23 protein-coding genes are annotated in these 24,429 nt (G+C 71.8%); 10 read left to right on the top strand and 13 right to left on the bottom strand.

The genetic code is table 11. From position 1 onward, the window contains the following. Positions 1 to 3 precede the first annotated feature (3 nt). A complete protein-coding gene (locus ABC138_RS03380; RefSeq protein WP_082807388.1) occupies positions 4 to 702 on the bottom strand; it encodes a lysophospholipid acyltransferase family protein in 699 nt (232 codons plus the stop codon). 30 nt (positions 703 to 732) lie between these two features. On the opposite strand from ABC138_RS03380, the gene ABC138_RS03375 reads away from it, so the two are divergent. Next, positions 733 to 1,200: a hypothetical protein gene (locus ABC138_RS03375; protein WP_169701789.1), complete on the top strand. Its 468-nt coding sequence runs from the start codon at positions 733 to 735 to the stop codon at positions 1,198 to 1,200. Positions 1,201 to 1,224: 24 nt separating this feature from the next. On the opposite strand, the gene guaA is transcribed toward ABC138_RS03375, so the two are convergent. The 6 genes from guaA to ABC138_RS03345 form a co-directional block, all read right to left on the bottom strand. Further along, positions 1,225 to 2,826: a glutamine-hydrolyzing GMP synthase gene (gene guaA / locus ABC138_RS03370; RefSeq protein WP_068322481.1), complete on the bottom strand. Its 1,602-nt coding sequence runs from the start codon at positions 2,824 to 2,826 to the stop codon at positions 1,225 to 1,227. A 9-nt stretch (positions 2,827 to 2,835) separates the two neighbouring features. Then, on the bottom strand, positions 2,836 to 3,183 hold the full coding sequence (locus ABC138_RS03365; RefSeq protein WP_068321760.1) for a DUF3817 domain-containing protein: 348 nt from the start codon (positions 3,181 to 3,183) through the stop codon (positions 2,836 to 2,838). Continuing rightward, positions 3,180 to 3,929, bottom strand: coding sequence for an SURF1 family protein (locus tag ABC138_RS03360; protein WP_338537693.1), 750 nt, complete (start codon positions 3,927 to 3,929; stop codon positions 3,180 to 3,182). Before ABC138_RS03360 ends, ABC138_RS03365 begins: the two co-directional genes overlap by 4 nt. Before the next feature lie 9 nt (positions 3,930 to 3,938). Beyond that, entirely contained in the window at positions 3,939 to 5,735 is a 1,797-nt protein-coding gene (locus ABC138_RS03355; protein WP_338537692.1) for a GMC family oxidoreductase, read from the bottom strand. Positions 5,736 to 5,740: 5 nt separating this feature from the next. Then, positions 5,741 to 7,333 (bottom strand): succinic semialdehyde dehydrogenase, encoded by a 1,593-nt coding sequence (locus tag ABC138_RS03350; RefSeq protein WP_068321752.1) that lies wholly within the window; start codon positions 7,331 to 7,333, stop codon positions 5,741 to 5,743. Positions 7,334 to 7,399: 66 nt separating this feature from the next. Continuing rightward, positions 7,400 to 8,521: a GuaB3 family IMP dehydrogenase-related protein gene (locus ABC138_RS03345; protein WP_068321749.1), complete on the bottom strand. Its 1,122-nt coding sequence runs from the start codon at positions 8,519 to 8,521 to the stop codon at positions 7,400 to 7,402. 51 nt (positions 8,522 to 8,572) lie between these two features. On the opposite strand from ABC138_RS03345, the gene ABC138_RS03340 reads away from it, so the two are divergent. After that, a complete protein-coding gene (locus ABC138_RS03340; RefSeq protein ID WP_345912751.1) occupies positions 8,573 to 10,321 on the top strand; it encodes a DHA2 family efflux MFS transporter permease subunit in 1,749 nt (582 codons plus the stop codon). A 92-nt stretch (positions 10,322 to 10,413) separates the two neighbouring features. Further along, on the top strand, positions 10,414 to 10,707 hold the full coding sequence (locus ABC138_RS03335) for an antitoxin (RefSeq protein ID WP_068321743.1): 294 nt from the start codon (positions 10,414 to 10,416) through the stop codon (positions 10,705 to 10,707). 1 nt (position 10,708) lies between these two features. Here the strand turns inward: ABC138_RS03335 and ABC138_RS03330 are convergent, their stop codons facing one another. Beyond that, positions 10,709 to 11,734, bottom strand: coding sequence for a dipeptidase (locus tag ABC138_RS03330; protein ID WP_345912750.1), 1,026 nt, complete (start codon positions 11,732 to 11,734; stop codon positions 10,709 to 10,711). Between the two features lie 199 nt (positions 11,735 to 11,933). Between ABC138_RS03330 and ABC138_RS03325 the strand changes: the two genes are divergently transcribed. Both ABC138_RS03325 and ABC138_RS03320 read left to right on the top strand, forming a co-directional pair. After that, positions 11,934 to 13,160: a PHB depolymerase family esterase gene (locus ABC138_RS03325; RefSeq protein WP_345912749.1), complete on the top strand. Its 1,227-nt coding sequence runs from the start codon at positions 11,934 to 11,936 to the stop codon at positions 13,158 to 13,160. A gap of 27 nt (positions 13,161 to 13,187) precedes the next feature. Next, a complete protein-coding gene (locus tag ABC138_RS03320; RefSeq protein WP_068322478.1) occupies positions 13,188 to 14,219 on the top strand; it encodes a P1 family peptidase in 1,032 nt (343 codons plus the stop codon). Here the strand turns inward: ABC138_RS03320 and ABC138_RS03315 are convergent. Then, positions 14,203 to 15,180 carry a hypothetical protein gene (locus ABC138_RS03315; RefSeq protein ID WP_068321734.1) on the bottom strand — a complete coding sequence of 326 codons (978 nt, stop codon included), beginning with the start codon at positions 15,178 to 15,180 and terminating at the stop codon, positions 14,203 to 14,205. The genes ABC138_RS03320 and ABC138_RS03315 overlap by 17 nt on opposite strands. A gap of 11 nt (positions 15,181 to 15,191) precedes the next feature. Then, the gene (gene guaB / locus ABC138_RS03310; RefSeq protein WP_345912748.1) at positions 15,192 to 16,733 is read right to left on the bottom strand and encodes an IMP dehydrogenase; all 1,542 of its coding nucleotides are present in this window, start codon (positions 16,731 to 16,733) and stop codon (positions 15,192 to 15,194) included. Positions 16,734 to 16,913: 180 nt separating this feature from the next. Between guaB and ABC138_RS03305 the strand changes: the two genes are divergently transcribed. Further along, positions 16,914 to 17,216, top strand: a complete 303-nt coding sequence (locus ABC138_RS03305) for a WhiB family transcriptional regulator (protein ID WP_068423758.1) — start codon at positions 16,914 to 16,916, stop codon at positions 17,214 to 17,216. A 29-nt stretch (positions 17,217 to 17,245) separates the two neighbouring features. Continuing rightward, positions 17,246 to 17,491 (top strand): RNA-binding S4 domain-containing protein, encoded by a 246-nt coding sequence (locus tag ABC138_RS03300; RefSeq protein WP_345912747.1) that lies wholly within the window; start codon positions 17,246 to 17,248, stop codon positions 17,489 to 17,491. Positions 17,492 to 17,530: 39 nt separating this feature from the next. On the opposite strand, the gene ABC138_RS03295 is transcribed toward ABC138_RS03300, so the two are convergent. After that, positions 17,531 to 18,226, bottom strand: coding sequence for an aspartate/glutamate racemase family protein (locus ABC138_RS03295; RefSeq protein ID WP_068322475.1), 696 nt, complete (start codon positions 18,224 to 18,226; stop codon positions 17,531 to 17,533). A gap of 114 nt (positions 18,227 to 18,340) precedes the next feature. On the opposite strand from ABC138_RS03295, the gene serA reads away from it, so the two are divergent. After that, the gene (gene serA, locus ABC138_RS03290) at positions 18,341 to 19,543 is read left to right on the top strand and encodes a phosphoglycerate dehydrogenase (RefSeq protein WP_068321722.1); all 1,203 of its coding nucleotides are present in this window, start codon (positions 18,341 to 18,343) and stop codon (positions 19,541 to 19,543) included. A 91-nt stretch (positions 19,544 to 19,634) separates the two neighbouring features. Here the strand turns inward: serA and groL are convergent, their stop codons facing one another. Then, the gene (gene groL / locus ABC138_RS03285; protein ID WP_068321720.1) at positions 19,635 to 21,242 is read right to left on the bottom strand and encodes a chaperonin GroEL; all 1,608 of its coding nucleotides are present in this window, start codon (positions 21,240 to 21,242) and stop codon (positions 19,635 to 19,637) included. A 98-nt stretch (positions 21,243 to 21,340) separates the two neighbouring features. After that, the gene (groES, locus tag ABC138_RS03280; RefSeq protein WP_068321718.1) at positions 21,341 to 21,637 is read right to left on the bottom strand and encodes a co-chaperone GroES; all 297 of its coding nucleotides are present in this window, start codon (positions 21,635 to 21,637) and stop codon (positions 21,341 to 21,343) included. Between the two features lie 202 nt (positions 21,638 to 21,839). Here groES and ABC138_RS03275 point away from each other — a divergent pair, with 202 nt between their 5' ends. Both ABC138_RS03275 and ABC138_RS03270 read left to right on the top strand, forming a co-directional pair. Beyond that, complete coding sequence (locus tag ABC138_RS03275; protein ID WP_345912746.1) at positions 21,840 to 23,084, top strand: class I SAM-dependent methyltransferase; 1,245 nt, start codon at positions 21,840 to 21,842, stop codon at positions 23,082 to 23,084. A gap of 47 nt (positions 23,085 to 23,131) precedes the next feature. Further along, positions 23,132 to 24,409: a glycoside hydrolase family 3 N-terminal domain-containing protein gene (locus ABC138_RS03270; RefSeq protein WP_345912745.1), complete on the top strand. Its 1,278-nt coding sequence runs from the start codon at positions 23,132 to 23,134 to the stop codon at positions 24,407 to 24,409. The last annotated feature ends 20 nt before the right edge of the window (positions 24,410 to 24,429 follow it).

Raw genomic sequence — 24,429 nt, 5'->3', positions numbered from 1 at the left:
GCCTCAGGCCGAGTCGGGGCGGTTGGCGTAGTCGTCGGAGCGCTCTTGCGGGGAGCGCTGCGCGATCGCGTCCATGACCTCGTCGGTGATCGCGCGCAGCAGCCGGGCCTTGGTGTACTGCGCCTGCAGCGCGGCGACGTCGACCGGTGGCGCGAAGCGCACGGTGACCCGGTGCGGACGGATGCCGCGGGAGTCGACCGGCTGCGCCTTGTCGGTGCCGACGAGCGCGCACGGGACGACCGTGGCCCCGCTGGCCAGGGCGAGCCGCCCGACGCCGGTGCGTCCCTTGTGCAGCCGGCCGTCCCGGCTGCGGGTCCCCTCGGGGTAGATGCCGAAGGCTCCCCCGCGGGCCAGGTGCTCCTCGGCGAGCTCGATCGAGCGGGCGGCGGCCCGGGCGTCCGAGCGGTCCACGGGGATCATGCCGCCGAACTCCCCGAACCACAGCCGACCGAGCCAGCCGGAGACCCCGGTGCCCTGCACGTACTCGGCCTTGCCGAGGAAGCCGACCTTGCGGCCGGCCGCGATCGGGATGACCATGGAGTCCACGAAGCTCAGGTGGTTGCTCGCGATGATGACCGGACCGGTGGCCGGGATGTGCTCGGCGCCCTCGACCCGCAGGCGCAGGTAGGCGCGAAGGGGAGGTCCCACGAGGACTCGACGCAGGAGCCACTCGAGCCCGCGCATGGGGAGGTTGCCGTTCACCCGGCCAGAGTAGTCACTAGCCTCGCTGCCATGACGAACGTTCCACCGCCTCACCAGCCCCAGCCCCACCAGCAGCCGGTCATGCCGGTCACCGGGCCGCAGGCCGCGTTCCTGCAGCCGCCCGCCGGCCACGGCGCCCTGGTGCTCACCCTCCAGGGCAATGCGATGACCGCGGGGCTCACCCCGTCGGTCCACATCGACGGCTACCCGGTGCCGGGGGGCTTCGGACCCAACTTCTACCCCCTTCGCCCCGGGCGCCACCGCGTCGACGTGCACACCCAGTGGCTGCGGCAGTACGGGCAGGCGTCGATGGACCTCGACATCCGTGAGGGCCAGACGGTCCCCGGGTACTACGCCGTGCCGTGGCACCAGTTCACGACCGGCTCCATCGGCCACGTCAAGCAGACGCGCAAGGGACTCGGCGTGGTGCTCGCGCTCCTCGCGCTCGTCACCGTGCTCGTCCTCGGCTGCGCGCTCGGCGCAGCGCTGCTCGGCTGAGCGCGGCCCCCGGGGCGCCTGCGCTCACTCCCACTCGATGGTGCCCGGCGGCTTGCTCGTCACGTCGAGCACGACCCGGTTGACCTCTTCGACCTCGTTGGTGATCCGGTTCGAGATGTGCGCGAGGACGTCACCGGGCACGCGAGTCCAGTCGGCCGTCATGGCGTCCTCGGAGGAGACGGGGCGCAGGACGATCGGGTGGCCGTAGGTGCGGCCGTCGCCCTGGACGCCGACCGAGCGAACGTCGGCGAGCAGGACGACCGGGCACTGCCAGATCTCCTTGTCGAGACCGGCCGCGGTCAGCTCCTCGCGGGCGATCGCGTCGGCCCGGCGCAGGATGTCGAGGTTGGTCTCGGTGACCTCACCGATGATGCGGATGCCCAGCCCCGGCCCGGGGAAGGGCTGGCGGTCGACGATCGGGTCGGGGACACCGAGCTCGCGACCGACCTGGCGCACCTCGTCCTTGAAGAGAGCGCGCAGCGGCTCGATGAGCTTGAACTGCAGGTCGTCGGGCAGGCCACCGACGTTGTGGTGCGACTTGATGTTGGCCGCACCGGTGCCGCCCCCGGACTCGACGACGTCCGGGTAGAGCGTGCCCTGCACGAGCCACTTGACGGGGTGGCCCTCGTCGGCGCCCTCACCGACGACGTCGCGGGCCGCCTGCTCGAAGACGCGGATGAACTCGCGGCCGATGATCTTGCGCTTCTCCTCCGGGTCGGTCACCCCGGCGAGCGCGGAGAGGAACCGCTCCCGGGCGTCGACGACGACGAGGTGGACGCCGGTCGCGGCGACGAACTCCTCCTCGACCTGCTCGGCCTCGCCCTGGCGCAGCAGGCCGTGGTCGACGAAGACGCAGGTGAGCTGCTCGCCGACGGCCCGCTGGACGAGCGCGGCGGCGACGGACGAGTCGACGCCGCCGGAGAGGGCGCACAGGACCCGGTCCTCGCCGACGGTCTCGCGGATGGTCGCGACCTGCTCGTCGATGACGTTGTCCGCGGTCCAGTCGGGGGTGAGCCCGGCGCCGCGCAGGAGGAAGTTCTCCAGGACCGGCTGGCCGAAGGTCGAGTGCATGACCTCGGGGTGCCACTGCACGCCGTAGAGACGGCGCTCGTCGTCCTCGAAGGCCGCGACGGGTGCGCCGGACGTGCTCGCGGTGACCCGCATGCCCTCGGGGGCCTCGGTGACGGAGTCGCCGTGGCTCATCCACACCGACTGCTCGGCGGGCTGGCCGTTGAAGAGCGTGGACTCGCGGTCGCTGACCTGTGCGCGGGTCGAGCCGTACTCGCGCAGGCCGGTCCGCTCGACGGTGCCCCCGAGCGCCCGGACCATCGCCTGGAAGCCGTAGCACATGCCGAAGACGGGGACCCCGGCCTCGAGCAGCGCGACGTCCAGACCCGGGGCGTCCTCGGCGTAGACCGACGAGGGCCCCCCGGAGAGGATCACCGCGGCCGGCTCCTTGGCGAGGATCTCGGCCACGGGCATCGTGTGCGGCACGACCTCGCTGTAGATCTTCGCCTCACGCACCCGTCGGGCGATGAGCTGGGCGTACTGGGCGCCGTAGTCGACCACCAGGACCGGCGAGGTCTTGAGGGAGTCGGCCGGGGAGGTCTTGAGCGAATCCGTCACGCGCACAGGTTACCGGGGCGCGGTGAGCGGGCCGACCTCGCGCACGACCCGACGCTCCTCGACGAAGGCGAGGAACGGGATGCAGGCCAGCAGGAGGATGAGGACCATCCGCCCGACCGACCAGCCGACCTTGAACCCCAGGTTGGCCGTCGCCACCGCGAAGACCATGAAGATCAGGCCGTGGACGGGCGACCACCAGGTGAGCACGTCGTTGTCCAGGCCGTACTTGAGGACCATCTCGACGATGAGGACGAACATCGCCAGACCGGCGACGATCGCCGCGCCACGGAAGAAGGTCAGCGCACCCGCGATGGCCCGCGGGTGGGCTGCGGGTCGGGTCCTGTTGTCCGTGCTCACGTGCTCTCCTCCATCTGGACGGCGGCTGCCGTCTGCTCCGGGCGCGCCGCCTGGCGCACCATCTTGACCCACATCCACAGCGCGAAGACCGAGAACATCCACCACTGGAAGGCGTACATGACGTTGCGCCACTGCAGCGAGGTGTCCGGCAGCGGCGGGGGGACGCGCTGGACCCCCTTCGCCTCCGCCGTCCCGTCCTCGGTGACGGCGAACGCGAAGCCGTTGTAGATCTCGCCCGGCCAGACGTTGACGAGCTGGGCGACGTCGACCGAGGTGAGCTCGCCGTCCCGCACGCCACCGGTCTCGTCCGGGGCCTCCGCAGGAGCCAACGACCCGACGAGCTCGATCGTGCCCGACGGCGCCGCCGGTGCGTCCTCGCCCTCCGGGACCCAGCCGCGCACGACCGGCAGGTTGGCGCCGCTCTCCGCGACGACGAACCGGTCGAGGACCCACTCGACCGGCCGGCCGTCGAGTCGACGATCGAGGATGCGAAGGGGGTCCCCCACGTACTCGCCCCGCGTCGAGACCCGTTGCCCGGACCCGTCGTCGGGGAAGCCCTCGTGGGGGGCCACGACGTCGGCGAGCGGCCGCACCGGACGGTCCTGGACCTCGCGCACGGCGTCGGCGCGGGCCTCGTCGTGGGCGACGGACCACTGCCAGCGCCCGGCGGTGATGCCGAGGGCCACGAGGACCAGCGCCACGACGAGCAGCCCCAGCCAGCGGGGTCGAACGGCGGTCCTGAGCACCCGCTCAGGCTACGTGAGCACTCCGGACGCCCTGGACACGCCGTCGCGGACGGTGGGCACGGGCAGGGTCACCCTGGCGCTGGCGTGGGTGTACTCGCGCACCGCCGGCTGCCGGGCCACGACCGCGTCGACACGGCGGTAGGCCTCGCCCTGCGGCGGACGCGGGTCCGCGTCGCCGGCGTTGGGCCACATCGAGAAGGCCCGCTCCGACTGGGCGGTGATCGTCAGCGACGGGTTGACGCCGAGGTTCGCCGAGACCGCGGACCCGTCGACCACGCTGATGCCGGGGTGGCCCCACAGGCGCTGGTAGGGGTCGATGACCCCGGTCGAGGGAGAGTCGCTGATCGGGGCGCCGCCGAGGAAGTGCGCGGTGAGCGGGATGTCGAAGGCCTCGCTCCACGTGCCGCCCGCGTAGAAGGGCTGCCCGAGCCGCGACGAGAGCTGCTCGGCGATGACCTTGATGCCCTCGTGCCCGGCCGCGATGTACGTGGGGTTCTCCTCGCCGTGCCCCTGCCGGGACGTCAGCCGACGACCGCGGGGGCCCTGGGTCAGGTAGGTCGTCAGCGAGTTGTCCAGGGACTGCATGACCAGGCCGATGACCGTGCTGTCCGCGAAGTGGGTCCCCGGCGGGAACCACGCCCTGAGCGCGGGGAGGTTGCGCGGCAGGTCGGCAAGGAGCTTCAGGACGCGGGGGGTGCGCCCGGTCCTCGGCGGCGCCAGGAGCGTGGTCAGCAGGCCCATGGCGTCCGACCCGCGCCCGTAGCGGACGTTCTCGATGTGGGTGGCCTCGTCCGGGTGGAAGGAGGAGGTGATCGCCACCCCCTTCGTCAGGTCGTCCTCGCCGGTGGGCGGGGTGCTGGCGAGCGCGCCGACGAGGGCCTCCGAGTTGGTCCGGGTCAGCTCACCCAGCCGGTCGCTGGTGCCCGGCAGCTCGCCATCGGCCTTCATGGCGTGGAGCAGGTGCTGCGTGCCCCACGTCCCGGCCGCGACGACGACCTTGCCCGCGGTGACGACCCGCGCGCTCCGGTCACCCGGGGCGTCCGTGGCCTCGTGCCGCACCCGGTAGACCTCGTCGGGGCCCTCGGTCCCGGGCACGACGCCCACCCGGGTCACCGTGCGCATCGGGACGATCTGGACGCCCAACCCCTCGGCGAGGGCCAGGTAGTTCTTGACGAGCGTGTTCTTGGCGCCGACGCGGCAGCCGACCATGCAGTTGCCGCACTCGGTGCACGTCGTGCGGGTGGGCCCGGCGCCCCCGAAGTACGGGTCCGCGACGGTGCGCCCCTGCTGCTCGCTCGAGTCGTCGTCACCGAAGAGCACACCCACGGGCGTCTTGCGGAAGGTGTCGGCGACGCCCATCTCGGCGGCGGCGCTGCGCATGACGTCCTCGACGACGGACTCGCAGGGGTTGGTCACGACCCCGAGCATCGTGCTCGCCATGTCGTAGTGGGGCTTCAGCTCGGACTGCCAGTCGGTGATGTGGCCCCACTGGCGGTCCGTGAAGAAGACCTCCGGCGGCACGTAGAGCGTGTTGGCGTAGTTGAGCGACCCGCCGCCGACGCCCGCCCCGGCGAGGACCATCACGTCCTTGAGCAGGTGGATGCGCTGGATGCCGTAGCACCCGGCCCGGGGGGCCCACAGGAAGTTCTTCAGGTCCCAGCTCGTCTCGGCGAAGTCCTCGTCGGCGAAGCGTCGCCCGGCCTCGAGCACCATGACGCGGTAGCCCTTCTCCGCCAGGCGCAGGGCGGCGACGGAGCCGCCGAAGCCGGACCCGATGACGAGCACGTCGGTGTCGGTGGTCTGCACCGGGCTCACCTCATCCCTGCCGTCTTCATCAGGCGCAGGCCCGCGGTGAGGACCTTGGCGTGCACCCTGTCGCTCATCCCGAGGGCCGGGGCGATCGGCAGGAGGTGCTGCGCGGCGACGGTCTGCGCCTCGGTGTACTTCAGGATCCCCTCGGCTCCGTGACGGCGGCCCATGCCGGAGTCCTTCATCCCGCCCATCGGCGCGCCCATCGACGCCCACGCGGCGGCGTAGCACTCGTTGATGTTGACCGTGCCCGTGCGGATGCGGGCGGCGATCTCCCGGCCGCGGCGCACGTCCCGGGTCCAGACCGAGGAGTTGAGGCCGTAGTCGGTGTCGTTGACCAGCGCGATCGCGGCCGCGTCGTCGGCGACCCGGTAGATCGAGACGAGCGGGCCGAAGGTCTCCTCGTCCCGGCAGGTCATCGCGGAGGTGACGCCCTCGAGCACGGTGGGCTCGAAGACGAAGGGCCCGATCTCGGGGCGGTGGCGTCCGCCGGTGAGGATCCTCGCCCCCTTCGCCACGGCGTCCTCGAGGTGGGCGGTGACGGTGTCGAGCTGGGCCTGGTTCACCAGGGAGCCCATGTCGTACCCGTACTCGAGCGCCGTGCCGAGCGTCATGGCGTCGACCGCGGCGACGAACCGCGGGACGAACTCGTCGGCGACGGCCTCGTGGACGACGACCCGCTCGGTGGAGATGCACAGCTGCCCCGCGCTGGAGAAGCATGCCCGCACGGCGCCCTCGACGGCGCGGTCGAGGTCGGCGTCGGCGGCGACGTAGACGGAGTTCTTGCCGCCGAGCTCGAGGCTGAAGGAGACCAGCCGGGCCGCCGCCGACCGGGCGACACCGCGCCCCGTGCGGGTCGACCCGGTGTAGCTGACGTAGTCGGTGGAGTCGACGACCGCCTGGCCGGCCTCCTGACCGGAGCCGAGGACCACCTGGAGGACGCCCTCGGGCAGGCCGGCCTCGCGCAGGAGCTCGACGCCGGCGAGCGCGGTGACCGAGCCCTGCTGGTCCGGCCGCAGGACGACGGCGTTGCCGGCCATGAGCGCGGGCAGCGCGTCGGTGATGGCCAGGCTCAGCGGGTAGTTCCACGGGGAGACGATCCCGACGACGCCCTTGGGGTGGTGGAGCACGCGGGTCTGCGTCAGCACCGGGTAGGCACCGGCGACCCGGCGCGTCCGCAGGTGCGCCTCGGCGGTGCGGGCGTAGTAGCGCGCGGCGAGCGCGGTGTCGAGGACCTCCTCGAAGGCCTGCTTGCGCACCTTGCCGGACTCGATCTGGACCAGGTCGAGCAGCTCGACCTGCTTGGCCAGGACCAGGTCGTGGAAGCGCAGCATGATGCGGCGGCGCTCGTCGAAGGAGGTCGCCGCCCACCGGGGCTGGGCCGCGCGGGCCGCGGCCACGGCCCGGTGGACGTCCTCGGTGGTCGACATCGGCAGCGAGGCGATCGGGCCGCCGGTGAGCGGCGAGGTCCGCGTGAAGGTCTCCGCCCGGGGCGAGGCCACCACCCGACTGGCGTACCGGCGGGTGCGGCCCGGGTCCACGGCGTAGGTGGCCGTCGGGTCCAGCTCAGGGTCAGCGATGATCTCCGAGGTCATTACCCAAGGGTAACCGTGCGCGCCGCCGCAGGCCATGGGGAGCGCCCCGGATGGGACGAAGGGGGATCAGCTCGGCTGGTGCGGCGCGACGACGACCTCGATGCGCTGCAGCTCCTTGACCTCGGTGTACCCGGTGGTGGCCATCGCCCGGCGCAGGGCGCCGATGAGGTTGGTCGAGCCGTCGGCCACCCGGCTGGGGCCGAAGAGGACCTCCTGGAGGGGCGCGACCGAGCCGACCTCGACGCGGGCGCCGCGGGGCAGCTCCGGGTGGTGCGCCTCGGCGCCCCAGTGGTACCCGCGACCCGGCGCGTCGGCGGCCCGGGCCAGGGCGGCCCCCAGCATGACCGCGTCGGCACCGCAGGCGATGGCCTTGACGATGTCGCCGCTCGTGCCGAGGCCGCCGTCGGCGATGACGTGCACGTACCGGCCGCCGGACTCGTCGAGGTAGTCGCGGCGGGCGGCGGCGACGTCGGCGACCGCGCTCGCCATCGGGGCGTGGATGCCCAGCGCCTTGCGCGTCGTGTGCGCCGCACCGCCGCCGAAGCCGACGAGGACGCCCGCGGCGCCGGTGCGCATGAGGTGCAGGGCCGCGGTGTAGCCCGCGGCGCCGCCGACGATGACGGGCACGTCGAGCTCGTAGATGAAGCGCTTGAGGTTCAGCGGCTCGGCGCGGCTGCTCACGTGCTCCGCGGAGACCGTCGTGCCCCGGATGACGAAGAGGTCGACCCCGGCGTCGACGACGCACTTCCAGTGCTGCTGGGTGTTCTGCGGGCTGAGGGCACCGGCGACCGTGACCCCGGCGGCGCGGATCTGCCTCAGCCGCTCGGTGATGAGCTCGGGCTGGATCGGCGCGGCGTAGATCTCCTGCATGCGGGCGGTGGCCACGGCCGGGTCGAGCGAGGCGATCTCGGCCAGGAGCGGCTCGGGGTCCGGGTAGCGCGTCCACAGGCCCTCGAGGTCGAGGACGGGCAGGCCACCGGCCTCGCCGAAGGCGATGGCCGTGGTCGGCGACATGACCGAGTCCATCGGGGCCGCGATGACCGGCATGTCGAAGTGGTAGGCATCGATCTGCCAGTCGAGCGAGACCTCCTCCGGATCGCGCGTGCGGCGGCTCGGCAGCACGGCGATGTCGTCGAAGGAGTAGGCCCTGCGGCCCCGCTTGCCCCGGCCGATCTCGATCTCGTTCACCCACCCACCCTAAAGGGCTTGGTCGTCGCACCCGCAGGGGCGCATACTTGCTTGGCCGATGCATGCATCTTCTGCCCCGGCCAGGGTGGCGACGAGGCCGCCGCCTCCCCCTTCGCACCCCCTCAGGAGACCCCTGTGCCCGTCACCGCGCCCGACCCCTCCCTGCCACAGGAGTACCCGGAGAAGATCGACGCCGCCGTGCTCAAGGTGGCCGGTGTCGTCGTCCTCGGCGCCATCATGTCGATCCTCGACATCACGGTCGTCAACGTCGCCCTCCCCCACTTCCAGACCGACCTCGCCACGGGCCCCGAGCCGCTGCAGTACTCGACCGTCGCGTGGACCGTCACCGCCTACACGCTGGCCCTCGCCACGGTCATCCCGCTCACCGGCTGGGCGGCCGACCGCTTCGGCACCAAGCGCCTCTACCTCGCGGCCATCGCCTTCTTCGTGGCCGGCTCCGTGCTGTGCGCCTTCGCGCCGTCGATCGAGATGCTCATCGGCGCGCGCGTCCTGCAGGGCCTCGGCGGCGGCATGCTCATGCCGCTCGGTATGACGATCATGACCCGCGCGGCCGGCCCCCAGCGCATCGGCCGCCTCATGGCCATCCTCGGTGTCCCGATGCTCCTCGGCCCGATCGGTGGCCCGATCCTCGGTGGCTGGCTCATCGACAACGCCCACTGGCTGGGCCGTCCGAGCTGGACCTGGATCTTCCTGATCAACCTGCCGATCGGCGTCATCGCCCTGGCCTACGCCGCGATCGTCCTGCCCAAGGACCACACCGAGCCCACCGAGTCCCTCGACGTCGTCGGCCTGCTGCTCATGTCGCCCGGCCTGGCGCTCTTCCTCTACGGCGTCTCCTCGATCCCCGAGGAGGGCACGGTCAGCTCGCCCAAGGTCTACGGCACGGCGCTCGCCGGGCTCGTGCTCATCGCCGCCTTCGGGTGGTGGTCGATGCGCCCGAAGCACCCGCTGCTCGACCTGCGCCTGCTCGCCAACCGGCGCTTCTCCGTCGCGGCCCTGACGATGTTCCTCTTCGCCGCGGCCTTCTTCGGTGGCCTGCTGCTCATGCCCACGTACTTCCAGCAGGTGCGCGGCGAGAGCACGACGATGGCGGGCGTGCTGATGATCCCGCAGGGCCTCGGCGCCCTCATCACCATGCCGATCGCCGGCGCCCTCGTCGACAAGTACCCGGTCGGCCGCATCGTGCCCGTGGGCATCGCCCTGATCACCGGCGGCATGTTCGCCTTCACCCAGCTCTCCGCGGACTCCAGCTACTGGGGCTTCGTCATCCCCGCGCTCTTCGTCATGGGTCTGGGCATGGGCGCGACGATGATGCCGCTCATGACGAGCTCGCTCAAGGCCCTCACCGCCCACCAGGTGGCCCGCGGCTCGACCCTGCTCAACATCACCCAGCAGGTCGCGAGCTCCTTCGGTGTCGCCATCGCCTCCGTCGTCCTGACGCGTGGCTTCGAGGACCGCCCGCTCATCGGCCAGGCCCAGGCCTTCGGCGAGGAGAGCGCCCAGGTCAGCGACCCCAACGCGATGCAGCAGCTGCTCGCGAGGTTCCCCGAGGTCGCCCAGGTCCTCGGCCAGTACGCGACCGACCCGCAGGCGGGCGCGCAGGCGCTCGTGCACGCGGTCCGCGTCGACATGGCCGAAGCCTTCGCCGCGACCTACTGGGTCTCCGCCTTCATGTGCCTCGCGACGCTGCTCGTCGCGGCCTTCCTCCCGCGCAAGCACGAGGAGAGCCACCTGCTCGACGAGGAGACCCCCGAGGTGACCACGGTCGCCGTCCACTGACGGCTCGATGACGAAGGGGGGCGGCGCAGGAATCCTGCGCCGCCCCCCTTCGTTGTCATGCTGGAGTGACCACCGACAGATGAGGACGTCAGATGGCCAAGTTCAAGAACGCAGCAGCCATGCTCACCGCGCTCGAGGCCGCCCGGCAGTGGGCCCGGTCCAACCCGGACAAGGCGGGCACGTACATCGACCGGGCCGCCGGCTTCGTCGACGGCCGCACCAAGGGCAGGTACCACAAGCACGTCGAGGGCTTCTCGCGGACCGCGAAGAAGAACCTGACCGGCAGCCAGACGGTGACCGGGTCGACCGTGCACGGCTCGAACGGGAACGCCGCGACGCCGCCCCCGCCGCAGGACAAGCGCTTCTTCCCCGACGGGCGCGCCTGACCTACCGCACCTCGGTGGCCTCGAGGACCCGCAGCACGTTGCCGTGCGCGAGGGCCTCGAGGTCGCTGCGTGACCAGCCCCGCTCCCCCAGGGCCGCGAGCAGCCGCGGGTAGCTCGCGACGTCCTCGAGGCCGACCGGTGTCTCGTCGACGCCGTCGTAGTCGGCCCCGATGCCGACGTGCTCGATGCCCACGACCTCGCGCAGGTGCTCGAAGTGGGCGAGGACGTGCTCGGTGGTCGCCACCGGGTCGGGGACCACGTCGGTGCGTCCGAGGTCCACGTCGGCCCGGGCCTGGTTGACGAACTTGGGCACGACATTGGCCATGACGATCCCGCCGTTGCCGGGGATGCGCTCGAGGACGTCGTCCGGGACGTTGCGCGGGTGGTCGCAGATCGCGCGGGCGCCGGAGTGGCTGAACATCACCGGCAGGCGGGTCGCGTCGAGCGCGTCGTGCATCGTCTCGGCGCTCACGTGGGACAGGTCGACGACGACGCCGAGGTCGTTCATCCGCGCCACGACCTCACGACCGAAGTCCGTCAGCCCACCGTGGACGCGCTCGTCCGTGGCCGAGTCGGCCCACGGGGTGTTGTCGTTGTGCGTGAGGGTCATGTAGCGAGCGCCCCTGCCCGCGAAGGCCTCCAGCGTCTGGAGCGAGCCGTCGATGCAGTGGCCGCCCTCCATCCCGATGAGCGCCGCGTGCCTCCCCGCGTCCCACGCGGCCCGGACCTGCGCGGCGGTGCGCACGGCGACCATCTCCTCGTAGCGCGCGCACATCGCCTCGACGAAGTCGATCTGCTCGTGCGTCGCGGCGACCGCCTCAGCGCCCTGCACCGTCGTCGGGACCCAGACCGACCACAGCTGGGCCGCGAGACCGCCCTCACGCATCCGGGGCAGGTCGGTGTGCAGGTGCGGCTGCGGCTGCGCGATGTCGCACGCGTCGAGGTCGTAGCCGGCCACCTCGCGGTGGTGCCACGGCAGGTCGTTGTGGCCGTCGAGGACGCGGATCGGGGTGCTGCTCGTCGTCATCGCTCCAGTCAACCACCGACCCACCACGCTCCCCGAGCCTCGAAGGGTGTCCCCTCGCCACACGTGGACGCGCACCAGAGCGCCCCGACCAGGAGTGGGCAGGCGGCACATTGCCCCTCGCCCGCGCCGGCGACGAACGTGGCGGACACCCATGACACCGGCGTCAGCGTGGACGTCGGTGCACGACGAGGAGACACACATGCGTTCAGTGCGGTTGTTACTCGGATCGGTCCTGCTCGGCGGAGCCCTGGTGGGCGCCTCCTCGGTGCCGGCGACCTCGGCCCCGCCACCGGGCTCGTCGGCTGCGCTCGCGGCCGGGACGTTGACGCCGGTCACCGGCTTCGGCTCCAACCCCGGCAACCTGTCGATGTACGAGTACGTCCCCGCCGACCTGCCCGCAGGCGCGCCGACCGTCGTCGCGCTCCACGGGTGCACGCAGTCGGCATCGGCGTACCACGTGGGCTCGGGCTGGTCGCAGCTGGCGGACGAGCACGGCTCCGCGGTGATCTACCCGCAGACGTCGTCGGGCAACAACGCCAACGCGTGCTTCAACTTCTTCGAGGCGGCGGACACGACGCGTGGCCACGGCGAGGTCGCCTCGATCGCGCAGATGGTGCAGCACGCGCGCTCGAGCCACGGTCTGGGCAGCGACAACACCTTCGTCACCGGGCTGTCGGCCGGGGGCGGGATGACGTCTGCGGTGCTCGCGACCTACCCGGATCTCTTCGCGGGCGGGTCGGTCATCGCCGGTCTGCCCTACCGCTGCGCGACCTCGATGATCGACGCCTTCGGCTGCATGAACAACCCGCCGGACCGGACCCCGACGCAGTGGGGCGACCTCGCCCGGCAGGGCTTCCCCGGGTACTCCGGTGCGCGTCCCCGGGTGGCGGTCTGGCACGGCACCGCCGACTCGACGGTCGTCCCGGCCAACGCGCGGGAGCTCGTCGACCAGTTCACCGACGTCGCGGGGGTGGGCACGACGCCGACCGCCACGAGCAGCCTGCCCGGCGGCACGACCCGCACGTCCTACGGCGACGCCGTCGTGCGCTACTCGGTCCAGGGCATGGGCCACGGCACCCCTGTCGACCCGGGCACCGGACCGGAGCAGTGCGGCCAGGCCGGCGCCTACTTCCTCGACACCATCTGCTCGGCCAGGTACGACGCGGCCTTCTTCGGGCTGACCGACGCCGTCGACCCGGGCGACCCGAGCGACCCCGGAGACCCGGGCGACCCGGGCGACCCCGACCCGGAGCCGGGCGCGTGCATCACCTCGAGCAACTACACCCACACCGTCGAGGGGCGCGCGCACCAGAGCGGCGGCCTGACCTACGCCAACGGCTCGAACGACCCGATGGGCCTGTGGAACGTCTACACGACGACCGAGCTCGAGGAGACCTCGCCCGGGTACTGGGAGCTCGGCTGCTGAACCGCTCCGGGGTGCATGCTGGGGGCCATGCACCCCGGAGCGCACAATGCCATCACCGACGTCCCGGGCATCCGGGTCGGGCACGCCACCCGTGACGAGACCGACTGGCTGACCGGGACGACGGTCGTGGTCCCGCCGGTCGGCACCGTCGGCGGCGTCGACGTCCGCGGCGGCGGGCCGGGCACCAGGGAGACCGACCTGCTGGACCCGCGCAACCTCGTCGACGCCGTCGACGCGGTCGTGCTCTCCGGCGGCAGCGCCTACGGCCTCTCGACGGCCGACGGGGTCATGGCGGCCCTGGCGGACGAGGGCCGCGGCTGGCAGGTCGGCCGCCCCGGCGAGATCGTGCCGATCGTCCCCGCCGCGATCCTCTTCGACCTCGGACGCGCCGGGACCTGGCGCCACCACCCCGGCCCGGACGAGGGCCGGGCGGCCTACCTCGACGCGAGCGACGGCCCGGTGGACGAAGGGGGTGTCGGCGCCGGGACGGGAGCCCGTGCCGGCGGTCTGCGCGGAGGCATCGGGAGCGCCAGCCTCGTCCTCGACTCGGGGATCACCGTCGGCGCGGTGGTCGCGGTCAACGCGGTCGGCTCACCGCTCCTGCCGAGCGGTGAGCTCCTCGGCGCGCGTCACCTGCTCGACGGTGAGGTCGCCGTCCCGCAGCCGGATCCCGTTGCCGTGCAGGGCCACTGGGAGAGGCAGGCCGCTGAGGCGCGGGCCCTGCAGGCGGGCACGGCGACCACCCTCGCGGTCGTCGCGACCGACGCCACCCTCGACAAGGCCGGCTGCGCGCGGCTCGCCGGCGTGGCCCACGACGGCTTCGCGCGGGCGCTCTCACCGGTCCACACGGCCTTCGACGGCGACACGGTCTTCGCCCTGGCGACGGGTGGACGCCAGGGACCGACCCCCTTCGAGCTCGTGGCCCTGCAGACCGCGGCAGCCGACTGTGTGAGCCGGGCGATCGTGCGGGCGGTGCTCGCCGCGCGGACCGTCGACCGCACCGACGAGGGCGGGCTGTGCCTGCCCGGCTACCGGGAGACGATCAGTCGAGGAAGCTGACCACGTCGGTGACGTCCGACGACCCGCCGTCACCGTGACCGCTCGGGATGTGGTGCCTGAGCTCGTTCTTGCCGACCCACCCGAGCACGACGACGAGCGGCAGGCCGATCACGGTCACGACGATGAGCTCGCGGTCGACGAGACCGGTGAAGGCGACGATCGCGAGGAAGAATGCGGCGATGAAGGCGCTCATCCCCTGGAAGCCCGCGAGGTCGCTGCGTGACTCACGGGTGCCGAGCCAGCGGTGCCGCAGCAGGTCGTGCGCCCACATGAGCACCCAGCCGATCGGGAGGAGCAGGAAGCTCACCAGGGCCCACTCCCGGGGGAACTCCGGATCGAGCACGTCCAGGACGACCACGAGGACGACGGCGAAGGGGATGGAGGCGATCATGCACACCTTCGCCACCATCCGCAGCCGCTGCAGCGGCCGGGACCACCGTCCTGCCCGCACCGACGTGGGGATGCCCGGTCCGAGCTCCCGACGCCGCAGCGCGGCCGCACGCAGCTCCTCGGACGTCGGCTCCGGTCGCGGTGCCCGCGGGTGCGCCTGCTCGTGCCCGGCCTGCTCCTGCCGGTGGCGCTCCCGGATCCGCTCGTCGGCGGCCCAGCGCTGGGCGAGCCGCTCACGCTCGTGCGGTGGCGACCAGCGGTCGACCCGCAGCTCGTTGCCGGCGAGGTCGGTGTAGACCCGCTCGTCCTTGAGCTGGCGCCACGACGAGCGCAGCATCTCGCCGACGAGGAGCACGGTGCACAGCACGAACCAGACGGCGAAGGTGGGCCAGTGCGGGTCCGGCTCAGAGGTCCCCTCGAGGGGCATGCGGGTGAGCATCATCAGGGCGAAGGCCAGCACCCCCATGAGAGCGAGGGTCAGGACGAGGCCGACGAGCTGCTGCAGCCACCAGCCGGTGCCGATGCTCCGCGGTGCGCGCCAGTCCGGCCGCGACGTCGAGCTGTCCCCCATGACGCGACCCGTCAGCCGAGGCTGTAGTTGGGAGCCTCGACGATGCCCTGGATGTCGTGCGGATGGCTCTCCTTGAGGGAGGCGGAGGTGATCCGGACGAACTGCCCCTTCGCCTGCAGCTCGGGGATGGTGCCGGCACCGACGTAGAACATCGACTGGCGCAGGCCCCCGACCATCTGGTGGGTCACCTGGGCCAGGGTGCCGCGGTAGGAGACGCGGCCCTCGATGCCCTCGGGGACGAGCTGGTCGTCGCTGGTGACCTCGGCCTGGAAGTACCGGTCCTTGGAGAAGGACTTCTTGCCGCGGCTGCTCATCGCGCCGAGGCTGCCCATGCCGCGGTAGGCCTTGAACTGCTTGCCGTTGACGAAGATCAGCTCGCCCGGGCTCTCCTCGCAGCCGGCCAGGAGCGAACCGACCATGACGGAGTCGGCGCCGGCGACGAGCGCCTTGGCGATGTCGCCCGAGTACTGCAGCCCGCCGTCGGCGATGACCGGGACGCCGGCCGGCTTCGCGGCGAGGGAGGCGTCGTGGACCGCGGTGATCTGCGGGGCGCCGACGCCGGTGACGATGCGGGTGGTGCAGATCGAGCCCGGGCCGACGCCGACCTTGATCGCGTCGACACCCGTGTCGATGAACGCCTGGGCGCCCTCGCGGGTCGCGACGTTGCCGCCGATGACCTGGACGTGCCGGGTCGCCGGGTCCTTCTTGAGGCGCTCGACCATCTCGAGCAGGAGCTTGACGTGGCCGTGGGCGGTGTCGGCGACGAGGACGTCGACGCCCGCGTCGACGAGCGTCGTCGCGCGCTCCCACGCGTCACCGAAGTAGCCGATGGCAGCGCCGACGAGCAGGCGCCCCTGGGCGTCCTTGCTCGCGTCGGGGAACTGCTCGCTCTTGACGAAGTCCTTGACCGTGATCAGGCCCGCGAGCCGGCCGTCGCCGTCGACGATGGGCAGCCGCTCGCGCTTGTGCTGGCGCAGCAGCAGGGTCGCCGCCTCGTTGGAGATCCCCACGGGAGCGGTGATGAGCGGCATCGGGGTCATGACGTCGCGCACCAGCGTGGTCGACCACTCGGCGACCGGCGTGAAGCGCAGGTCGCGGTTGGTGATGATGCCGATGAGGACGTTGTCGCCGTCGACGACCGGCAGGCCCGAGACGCGGTACTCGCCGCAGCGCTGGTCCAGGTCGTCGAGGGTCGCGTCCGGACCGATGACGACCGGGTTGGTGATCATGCCGGTCTGGGTCCGCTTGACGAGGTCGACCTGGTAGGCCTGGTCCTCGATCGAGAGGTTGCGGTGGAGGACGCCGAGGCCACCCTGCCGCGCCATGGCGATGGCCATGCGGGACTCGGTGACCGTGTCCATGGCGGCGGAGATCAGCGGCGTCTTGATGGAGATCTCACGCGTCAGGCGCGTCGTCGTGTCGAGGTCGCCGGGAGCCAGCTCGCTGTACCCGGGGAGCAGCAGGACGTCGTCGTAGGTCAGACCGAGCTTGGCGAAGGGGTTCGGGGCCGCTGCCCCGGAGTCGTCAGGGGCGGGCGTTGCACCGAAATCCATCTCCCTATCCTAAGCCACCGCGCACACGCCCTCGGACGTGACCCTTTCCTGACGAACTCCCGCAATTCCGGGGCGAATCCATACCTTCCCGACCACCTGCGTTTGCGTTGCCGTCCTTAGGTTGGCAGCAGACAGGGGAGGCGTCGTCAGGGCCGCCCCAGGCACGGAGGTGGAGCAGAGATGGCGCACAACGACAAGGTGCCGGGTCCCGTGGCGGACCACTGGGAGTGGCAGTTCGAGGGCGCCTGCCGGGACACCGGCAGCGAGTCCTTCTACCACCCGGATGGTGAGCGCGGCGCCGCCCGACGCCTGCGGGACGCCGCTGCCAAGGAGATCTGCGCCGGCTGCCCCGTCGTCGCGGCCTGCGGCGAGCACGCGCTCGCCATCCGTGAACCCTTCGGCGTGTGGGGCGGCATGACCGAGGACGAGCGCCACGCCCTGCTGGCCGAGCGCGACATCGCCGCCGCCGGCCTCGCCGGCTGAGGCTCCCCTTCGCCGCCTAGGCTGGTGGGGTGAGCTCTCCCGCACCGGTCCACATCCGCGACGAGTCCATCCGTCTCGGCCAGCTGCTCAAGCTCGCCGGGCTCGTGGAGGACGGCGCCATGGCCCGTGAGGTCATCGCCGCGGGCGAGGTGAGCGTCGACGGGTCCTCCGAGACGCGTCGCGGCGCGCAGGTCCGGGCGGGCAGCGTCGTCGAGTTCGCCGGGCAGCAGGTCGAGGTCGTCACGGGCGAAGAAGAGGTCGACGTCCCCTGGTGACGGTCCGTGAGGAGGTTGCGCAGCAACCGTCTCGAAGGGTCAGCCCTCGGTGAGCATCCAGTCCAGCGCCCGGTCGACGTGGACCGCCGTCGTGTCGTGCAGCGGCACCGGGCAGTCGTCCTCCTCGATGAGCAGGCCGATCTCGGTCCCGGCCAGCACGACGCACTCGGCGCCGCGGTCGGACATCCCCTCCATGACGGCGCGCAGCTGGCGGCGCGAGCTGTCCTTGATGACCCCGTGGACGAGCTCCTCGTAGATGATCCGGTCGACCTCGGGGCGCTGCTGCTCCTCGGGCAGGATCACCTCGATCCCGCGCTGCTCGAAGGGGGTCGTGTAGAAGTCCCCCGCCATCGTCGTCGCGGTGGCGACGAGCCCGACCTTGCGCTGGTGCGAGGCCTCGACGCGGCTCGCGGTGGCCTTCGCGATGTGGAGGAAGGGGATGTCGACGGCCGCCTCGACCCGGTCGGCGACGGCGTGCATCGTGTTGGCAGCGAGGAGGAATCCTTGTGCGCCAGCGGCCTCCAGGCCGCGGGCGGCCTCGACGAGGGTCTGCGCCATGGCGTCCCAGTCGCCGGCGTTCTCGGCGTCGTCGATCGGCTGGAAGTCGACGCTGTGGATCAGGACGCGGGCGCTGTGCAGACCGCCCAGGCGCGCCTCCACCCCTTCGTTGAGACGGCGGTAGTACTCCGCCGTCGCAGACCAGCCCATACCGCCGATGACACCGAGGAGACGCATGGCCACACCCTAGCCAGCGAGCGCGCCGTCGTGGGGTCCGTTCCGCACGGTGGTGCGCGCCCGCATCGCGGGCGAGTGCCAGGTCACACCGCGGCCGGGCATACCCTGCAAGGCGTGAAGGTGCTGCTGCTCGAAAACATCCATGACGCTGCCCGCGAGGCCCTGACCGACGCCGGCTTCGACGTCGAGACCCGCTCCGGGGCCCTCGACGAGACCGAACTGATCTCCGCCCTCGAGGGCGTCGACCTGCTCGGCATCCGCTCGAAGACCAAGGTGACCCAGGCGGTCATCCAGGCCCGCCCCGAGCTCAAGGCGGTCGGTGCCTTCTGCATCGGCACCAACCAGATCGACCTCGACGCGGCTGCCCAGGCCGGCACGGTCGTCTTCAACGCCCCCTTCTCCAACACCCGCAGCGTCGTCGAGCTGGCACTGGGCGAGATCATCTCGCTGGCCCGCCACCTGACCGACAAGAGCACCGCCCTGCACGCCGGGGTCTGGGACAAGTCGGCGAAGGGGGCACACGAGGTCCGCGGCCGCACGCTCGGCATCATCGGCTACGGCAACATCGGCGCCCAGCTGTCGGTCGTCGCCGAGGCCTTCGGGATGCACGTCTCCTTCTACGACCTCGAGGACAAGCTCCCCCTCGGCAACGCCAAAAAGTGCGAGACCCTCGACGAGCTCCTCGAGACCTGCGAGACGATCACGCTCCACGTCGACGGCCGGGCGGGCAACGCCGGCAACTTCGGCGCCGCGCAGTTCGCCAGGATGCGCCCCCGCAGCCTCTTCCTCAACCTCTCGCGCGGTTTCGTCGTCGACCTCGAGGCACTGCGCGACAACCTGCTCTCCGGCCACATCGCCGGTGCCGCGATCGACGTCTTCCCGAGCGAGCCGAAGAAGGCGGGCGACGCCTTCGAGAACTGCCTGCAGGGCATCCCCAACGTCATCCTCACCCCGCACATCGGCGGTTCCACCGAGGAGGCGCAGCTCGACATCGGCCGCTACGTCTCCGGCAAGCTGCGTGACTGGGCGACCACCGGTGCCACGACGATGTCGGTCAACGTCCCGGCCGTCGCCGCCCCCGTCGCCCTGGGCGGCACCCGCATCCTCCACCTGCACCAGAACGTCCCCGGAGTCCTGGCCCGGGTCAACACGATCCTGTCCGAGGGCGACGTCAACATCGACAGCCAGCAGCTGAGCACCAAGGGCGAGTACGGCTACGCCGTCACCGACCTCGCGAGCAGCCTGCCCGCCGACACCGAGCAGCGCCTGCGCGAGCTTCCGGAGACCATCGAGGTCCGGGTCATCGTGACGGCCTGAGGCTGCACCCGCCCGGGGCAGTGCAGCGCCGGGCACGACGAAGGGGGCCACGCACCGGATGGTGCGTGGCCCCCTTCGTCGGATCAGGAGATCAGTGGGAGTGGCCGTGACCGTGGGTCTCGGGCTCCTCCTCCTTCTTCTCCACGACGAGCGTGTCGGTGGTGAGGACCATCGACGCGATCGACGCGGCGTTGATGAGCGCCGAGCGGGTGACCTTGACCGGGTCGATGACGCCCTGGCCGATGAGGTCGCCGTACTCGCCGGTCGCCGCGTTCAGGCCCTGGCCGGGGGCCAGCTCCTGCACCTTGGCGACGGCGACGTAGCCCTCGAGGCCGGCGTTCTCAGCGATCCACCGCAGGGGCTCCACAGCGGCCTTGCGCACGATGTTGGCGCCGACCTTCTCGTCGCCCTCGAGCTCGATGCCGTCCAGGACGGCGACCGCGTGGGCGAGCGAGGAGCCACCGCCGGCGACGATGCCCTCCTCGATGGCCGCGCGGGTCGCGGAGATCGCGTCCTCGATGCGGTGCTTCTTCTCCTTGAGCTCGACCTCGGTGTGGGCACCGACCTGGATGACGCAGACGCCACCGGCGAGCTTGGCGAGGCGCTCCTGGAGCTTCTCGCGGTCCCAGTCGGAGTCGGTGCGCTCGATCTCGGCCTTGATCTGGTTGACCCGGCCGGTGACGTCCTCACCGTTGCCCTGGCCGTCGATGATCGTCGTGTTGTCCTTGGTGACGACGACGCGACGGGCCTGGCCGAGGTCCTCGAGACCGGCCTGGTCGAGCTTGAGGCCGACCTCCTCGGCGATGACCTGACCACCGGTGAGGATCGCCATGTCCTGCAGCATCGCCTTGCGACGGTCGCCGAAGCCGGGGGCCTTGACGGCCACGACGTTGAAGGTGCCGCGGATCTTGTTGACGACGAGCGTGCTCAGGGCCTCGCCGTCGATGTCCTCGGCGATGATGAGCAGCGGCTTGCCGGACTGGACGACCTTCTCCAGCACGGGCAGCACGTCGGCGATCGTGGAGATCTTGCCCTGGTTGATCAGGACGTAGGCGTCCTCGAGGACGGCCTCCATGCGCTCGGGGTCCGAGACGAAGTACGGGCTGATGTAGCCCTTGTCGAACTGCATGCCCTCGGTGAAGTCGAGCGAGGTCTCGGCGGTCGAGGACTCCTCGACGGTGATGACGCCGTCCTTGCCGACCTTGTCGAAGGCCTCGGCGATGATCTCGCCGATGCCCTGGTCCTGGGCGGACAGGGAGGCGACCTGGGCGATCTCGTCCTTGCCCTCGACCTCACGGGCGTTCTCGAGCAGGCGGGCGGCGACGGCCTCGACGGCCTGGTCGATGCCGCGCTTGAGGCCGGACGGTGCGGCACCCGCGGCGACATTGCGCAGGCCCTCGCGGACCATGGCCTGGGCGAGGACGGTCGCGGTCGTGGTGCCGTCACCGGCGACGTCGTTGGTCTTGGTCGCGACCTCCTTGGCGAGCTGGGCGCCGAGGTTCTCGTACGGGTCCTCGAGCTCGATCTCCCGGGCGATCGTCACGCCGTCGTTGGTGATGGTCGGCGCGCCCCACTGCTTGTCGATGACGACATTGCGGCCCTTGGGGCCGAGCGTCACCTTGACGGCGTTGGCGAGCTGGTCGACGCCGCGTTGGAGGGCGTCACGGGCGGAGTCGTTGAACTCCAGTTCCTTGGCCATGTCTGTCCTTTGGTTCTACGAAGGGGGAAGAAGCGACGCCCCGGAGGGACCCGGGAGGGCCCGCACCCGGGGCGTGCGCTGCAAGCAGAGAGAGGTCGTCAGGAGACGATCGCGAGGACGTCGCGGGCGGAGAGGATCAGGTACTCCTGGCCGCCGTGCTTGATCTCGGTGCCGCCGTACTTGGAGTAGATGACGCGGTCGCCGACGGCGATGTCCATGGGGATGCGCTCGTCGCCGTCCTCGTTGAAGCGGCCGGGGCCGATCGCAACGACCTCGCCCTCCTGCGGCTTCTCCTTGGCGGTGTCCGGGATGACGAGGCCGGAAGCGGTGGTCTGCTCGGCCTCGACGGCCTGGACGACGATGCGGTCCTCGAGCGGCTTGATGGAAACCGACACGGTGACTCCTTAGTGAAGTGAGGGTCGTGAGTATGAGTTCTGGCGTGCCGGGCCGGGCGCCGTCGCGGGGGTCGACCAGCCGTGGCATCTGGCACTCGCCGAAGGTGAGTGCCAAGGGCAAATCTAGGCACCCGGCTGGCACTCGGTCAACCTGAGTGCCAATGTGCGGCGCGGGACGTCGCGACCGTGGACAATGCCGCCTGTGGACATCCAGACCGTGAGGTGGCTCGCCTCCCCGGAGGGCCATGCCCGGCTGCACGAGCTCCCTGCCTACCGCGAGGCCGACGCCGTGACCACCGCGGCCCGGTTGCGGTCCGAGGGCCTGGCACCCGAGCACGCCGCCGGGCTGCTGACCCAGAAGCGCCTGCAGGACAAGGCGAAGGACAAGTTCGGCGAGTTCGCCGAGGGGATGCTCTTCACCCCCGACGGGCTCGAGCAGGCCAGCCGTCTCGAGGTCGCCGCGACCCACGCGGGGCGCTTCGCGGCGGCCAGCCTCGCGACGGTCCACGACCTCGGCTGCGGCATCGGCTCGGACGCGATGGCGATGAGTGCCCTCGGGGTCACGGTCCACGGCGTGGACGCCGGCCCTCTCACCGCGGCGATCGCCGACGTCAACCTCCGCCCGTGGCCGGACAGCCGCGCCCGGCCGGGCGTCGCCGAGGACTTCGAGGCACCGATCGACCCGCTCCACTCCCGCGTGGGCGTCTGGCTCGACCCCGCCCGCCGCACCCCCGGGCACACAGACCGCACCGGCCGCACGCGCCGGGTCTTCCGCCTCGACGAGATCTCGCCGTCGTGGGAGTTCGTGCTGTCCGTCGCCCGTGACGTGCCGGCGACGGGCGCCAAGCTCAGCCCCTCGCTCCCCCACGACATCCCGCCGCTCGGCACCGAGGCGCAGTGGACCTCGTGGCAGGGGACGGTCCTGGAGTGCGCCGTGTGGTGGGGGCCTCTCGTCAAGGAGGCCGGCCGCAGCGCGCGGATCCTGCGCAAGGACGCCCCGCCCGTCGAGGTCGACCAGCGCACCTGCGAGGACGACCCCGACGTCGCCGGTTCACTCGCCGACCTCGGGCCCTGGCTCTACGAGGCCGACCGGGCCGTGACCCGCGCGGGGCTCATCGGCACCGTGACCGGCGCCGTCTCGGGCCGCGAGCTCGAGGCCGGCCTCGGGTACGTGAGCAGCGACCACGCGCTCGACCTCGGGCACGCGCGCCGCTACGAGGTGCTCGAGGCGATGCCCTTCTCCGTCAAGGGGCTGCGGGCATGGCTGCGTGAGCGCGGCGTCACCGGTCTCACCGTCAAGAAGCGCGGCATCCGCCTCGACGAGGACCAGCTGCGCAAGCAGCTGAAGATCGGCCGCGGCGCCGGCAGCGGTGAGAGCGCGACCATCGTGCTCACCCGCGTCGGCGGCACCCAGGCCGTCCTCGTCGTGCGGCCGGCCGGGGCCTGAGTCCCGGGACCACCTCCCCTCCGCACGCCCCGGGTAGCCTGCAGGGCATGCCGCGTCGAGCCACCCACCTGACCCGCGCCACCGCCGCACTCGCCGCGCTCGCCCTCGTGGGATGCGGCTCCGACTCGGGTGACGAGGCGTCCAGCCCGACCTCGAGCACCTCCTCGAGCACCTCCTCGACCAGCCGGTCGACCTCGGCGACGACCTCCTCCTCGCCCTCGTCCCCGAGGAGGACGTCGTCCTCGACCTCGACCACGACGAGCGCGTACGGACCGGCCGCGAGCTCCTGCGTGGGCGCCGTCCGGGACGCGATGACCCCGACCCAGCAGGCCGGCCAGCTGCTCATGGCCGCCATGCAGCCCGGCCCGGCGACCGGTCTCGACGCGCCGATCGGGCAGCAGGGGCTCGGCTCGATGCTCTACCTCGGCGGGTGGCAGGACTCGGGTACCGTCGCGGCGGCGAGCGCGCACCTGCAGGACGTCTCCCCGACCGTCGACGGCACCAAGGTCGGCATGCTCGTCGCGGCCGACCAGGAGGGCGGCGAGGTCCAGCAGCTCACGGGTGCGGGCTTCACCGAGATGCCCTCCGCCCTCGAGCAGGCCCGGGACCCCGACCTGCGGGCCTCCGCCAAGGCCTGGGGCGCGGAGCTCGCTGCGGCCGGGGTCAACGTCAACCTCGCCCCCGTCGCCGACACCGTCCCCGCCGAGATCGGTCGCGCCAACCAGCCGATCGGCACGTGGGGCCGCCAGTACGGCTCGACCCCGGCCGCGTCGAGCGCCGGGGCGGAGGACTTCGCGCGCGGCATGCAGGACGCGGGCGTGGAGCCGACCGTCAAGCACTTCCCGGGCATCGGTCGCATCACCGGCAACACCGACCTCTCCGCGACCGGCATCACCGACTCCACGGCGACGACGACGGACCCCTACCTCGCCCCCTTCGCCGACAACATCGAGGGCGGGACCAGGATCGTCATGGTCGGCTCCGCGCACTACTCCAGGATCGACGGCGAGACGCCCGCGCTGTTCTCGAAGAAGATCGTCGACGGCATGCTCCGCGAGGACCTGGGCTTCGACGGGGTCGTCATCACCGACGACGTCGGCGCGGCCGAGGCGGTCGCCGCGACCCCGGTCGGCGCGCGCGCCACGAAGTTCATCGCCGCCGGCGGGGACATCGTCCTCACCGCCGACCCAGGCCAGGTCCCGACGATGGTCTCGGCGATCGAGGGCACGGCGAAGGGGGACCCGGCCTTCGCGCGGCAGGTCACCGCCTCGGTCACCCGCGTGCTGACGCTCAAGGAGGGCATGGGTCTGCTGCGCTGCGGCTGACCCTCCTTCGCACCGCCCTC

This window comes from Janibacter sp. LM (assembly GCF_039631275.1).
GTDB lineage: Bacteria > Actinomycetota > Actinomycetes > Actinomycetales > Dermatophilaceae > Janibacter > Janibacter terrae.
This window is presented reverse-complemented; position numbering and strand designations above follow the sequence as displayed.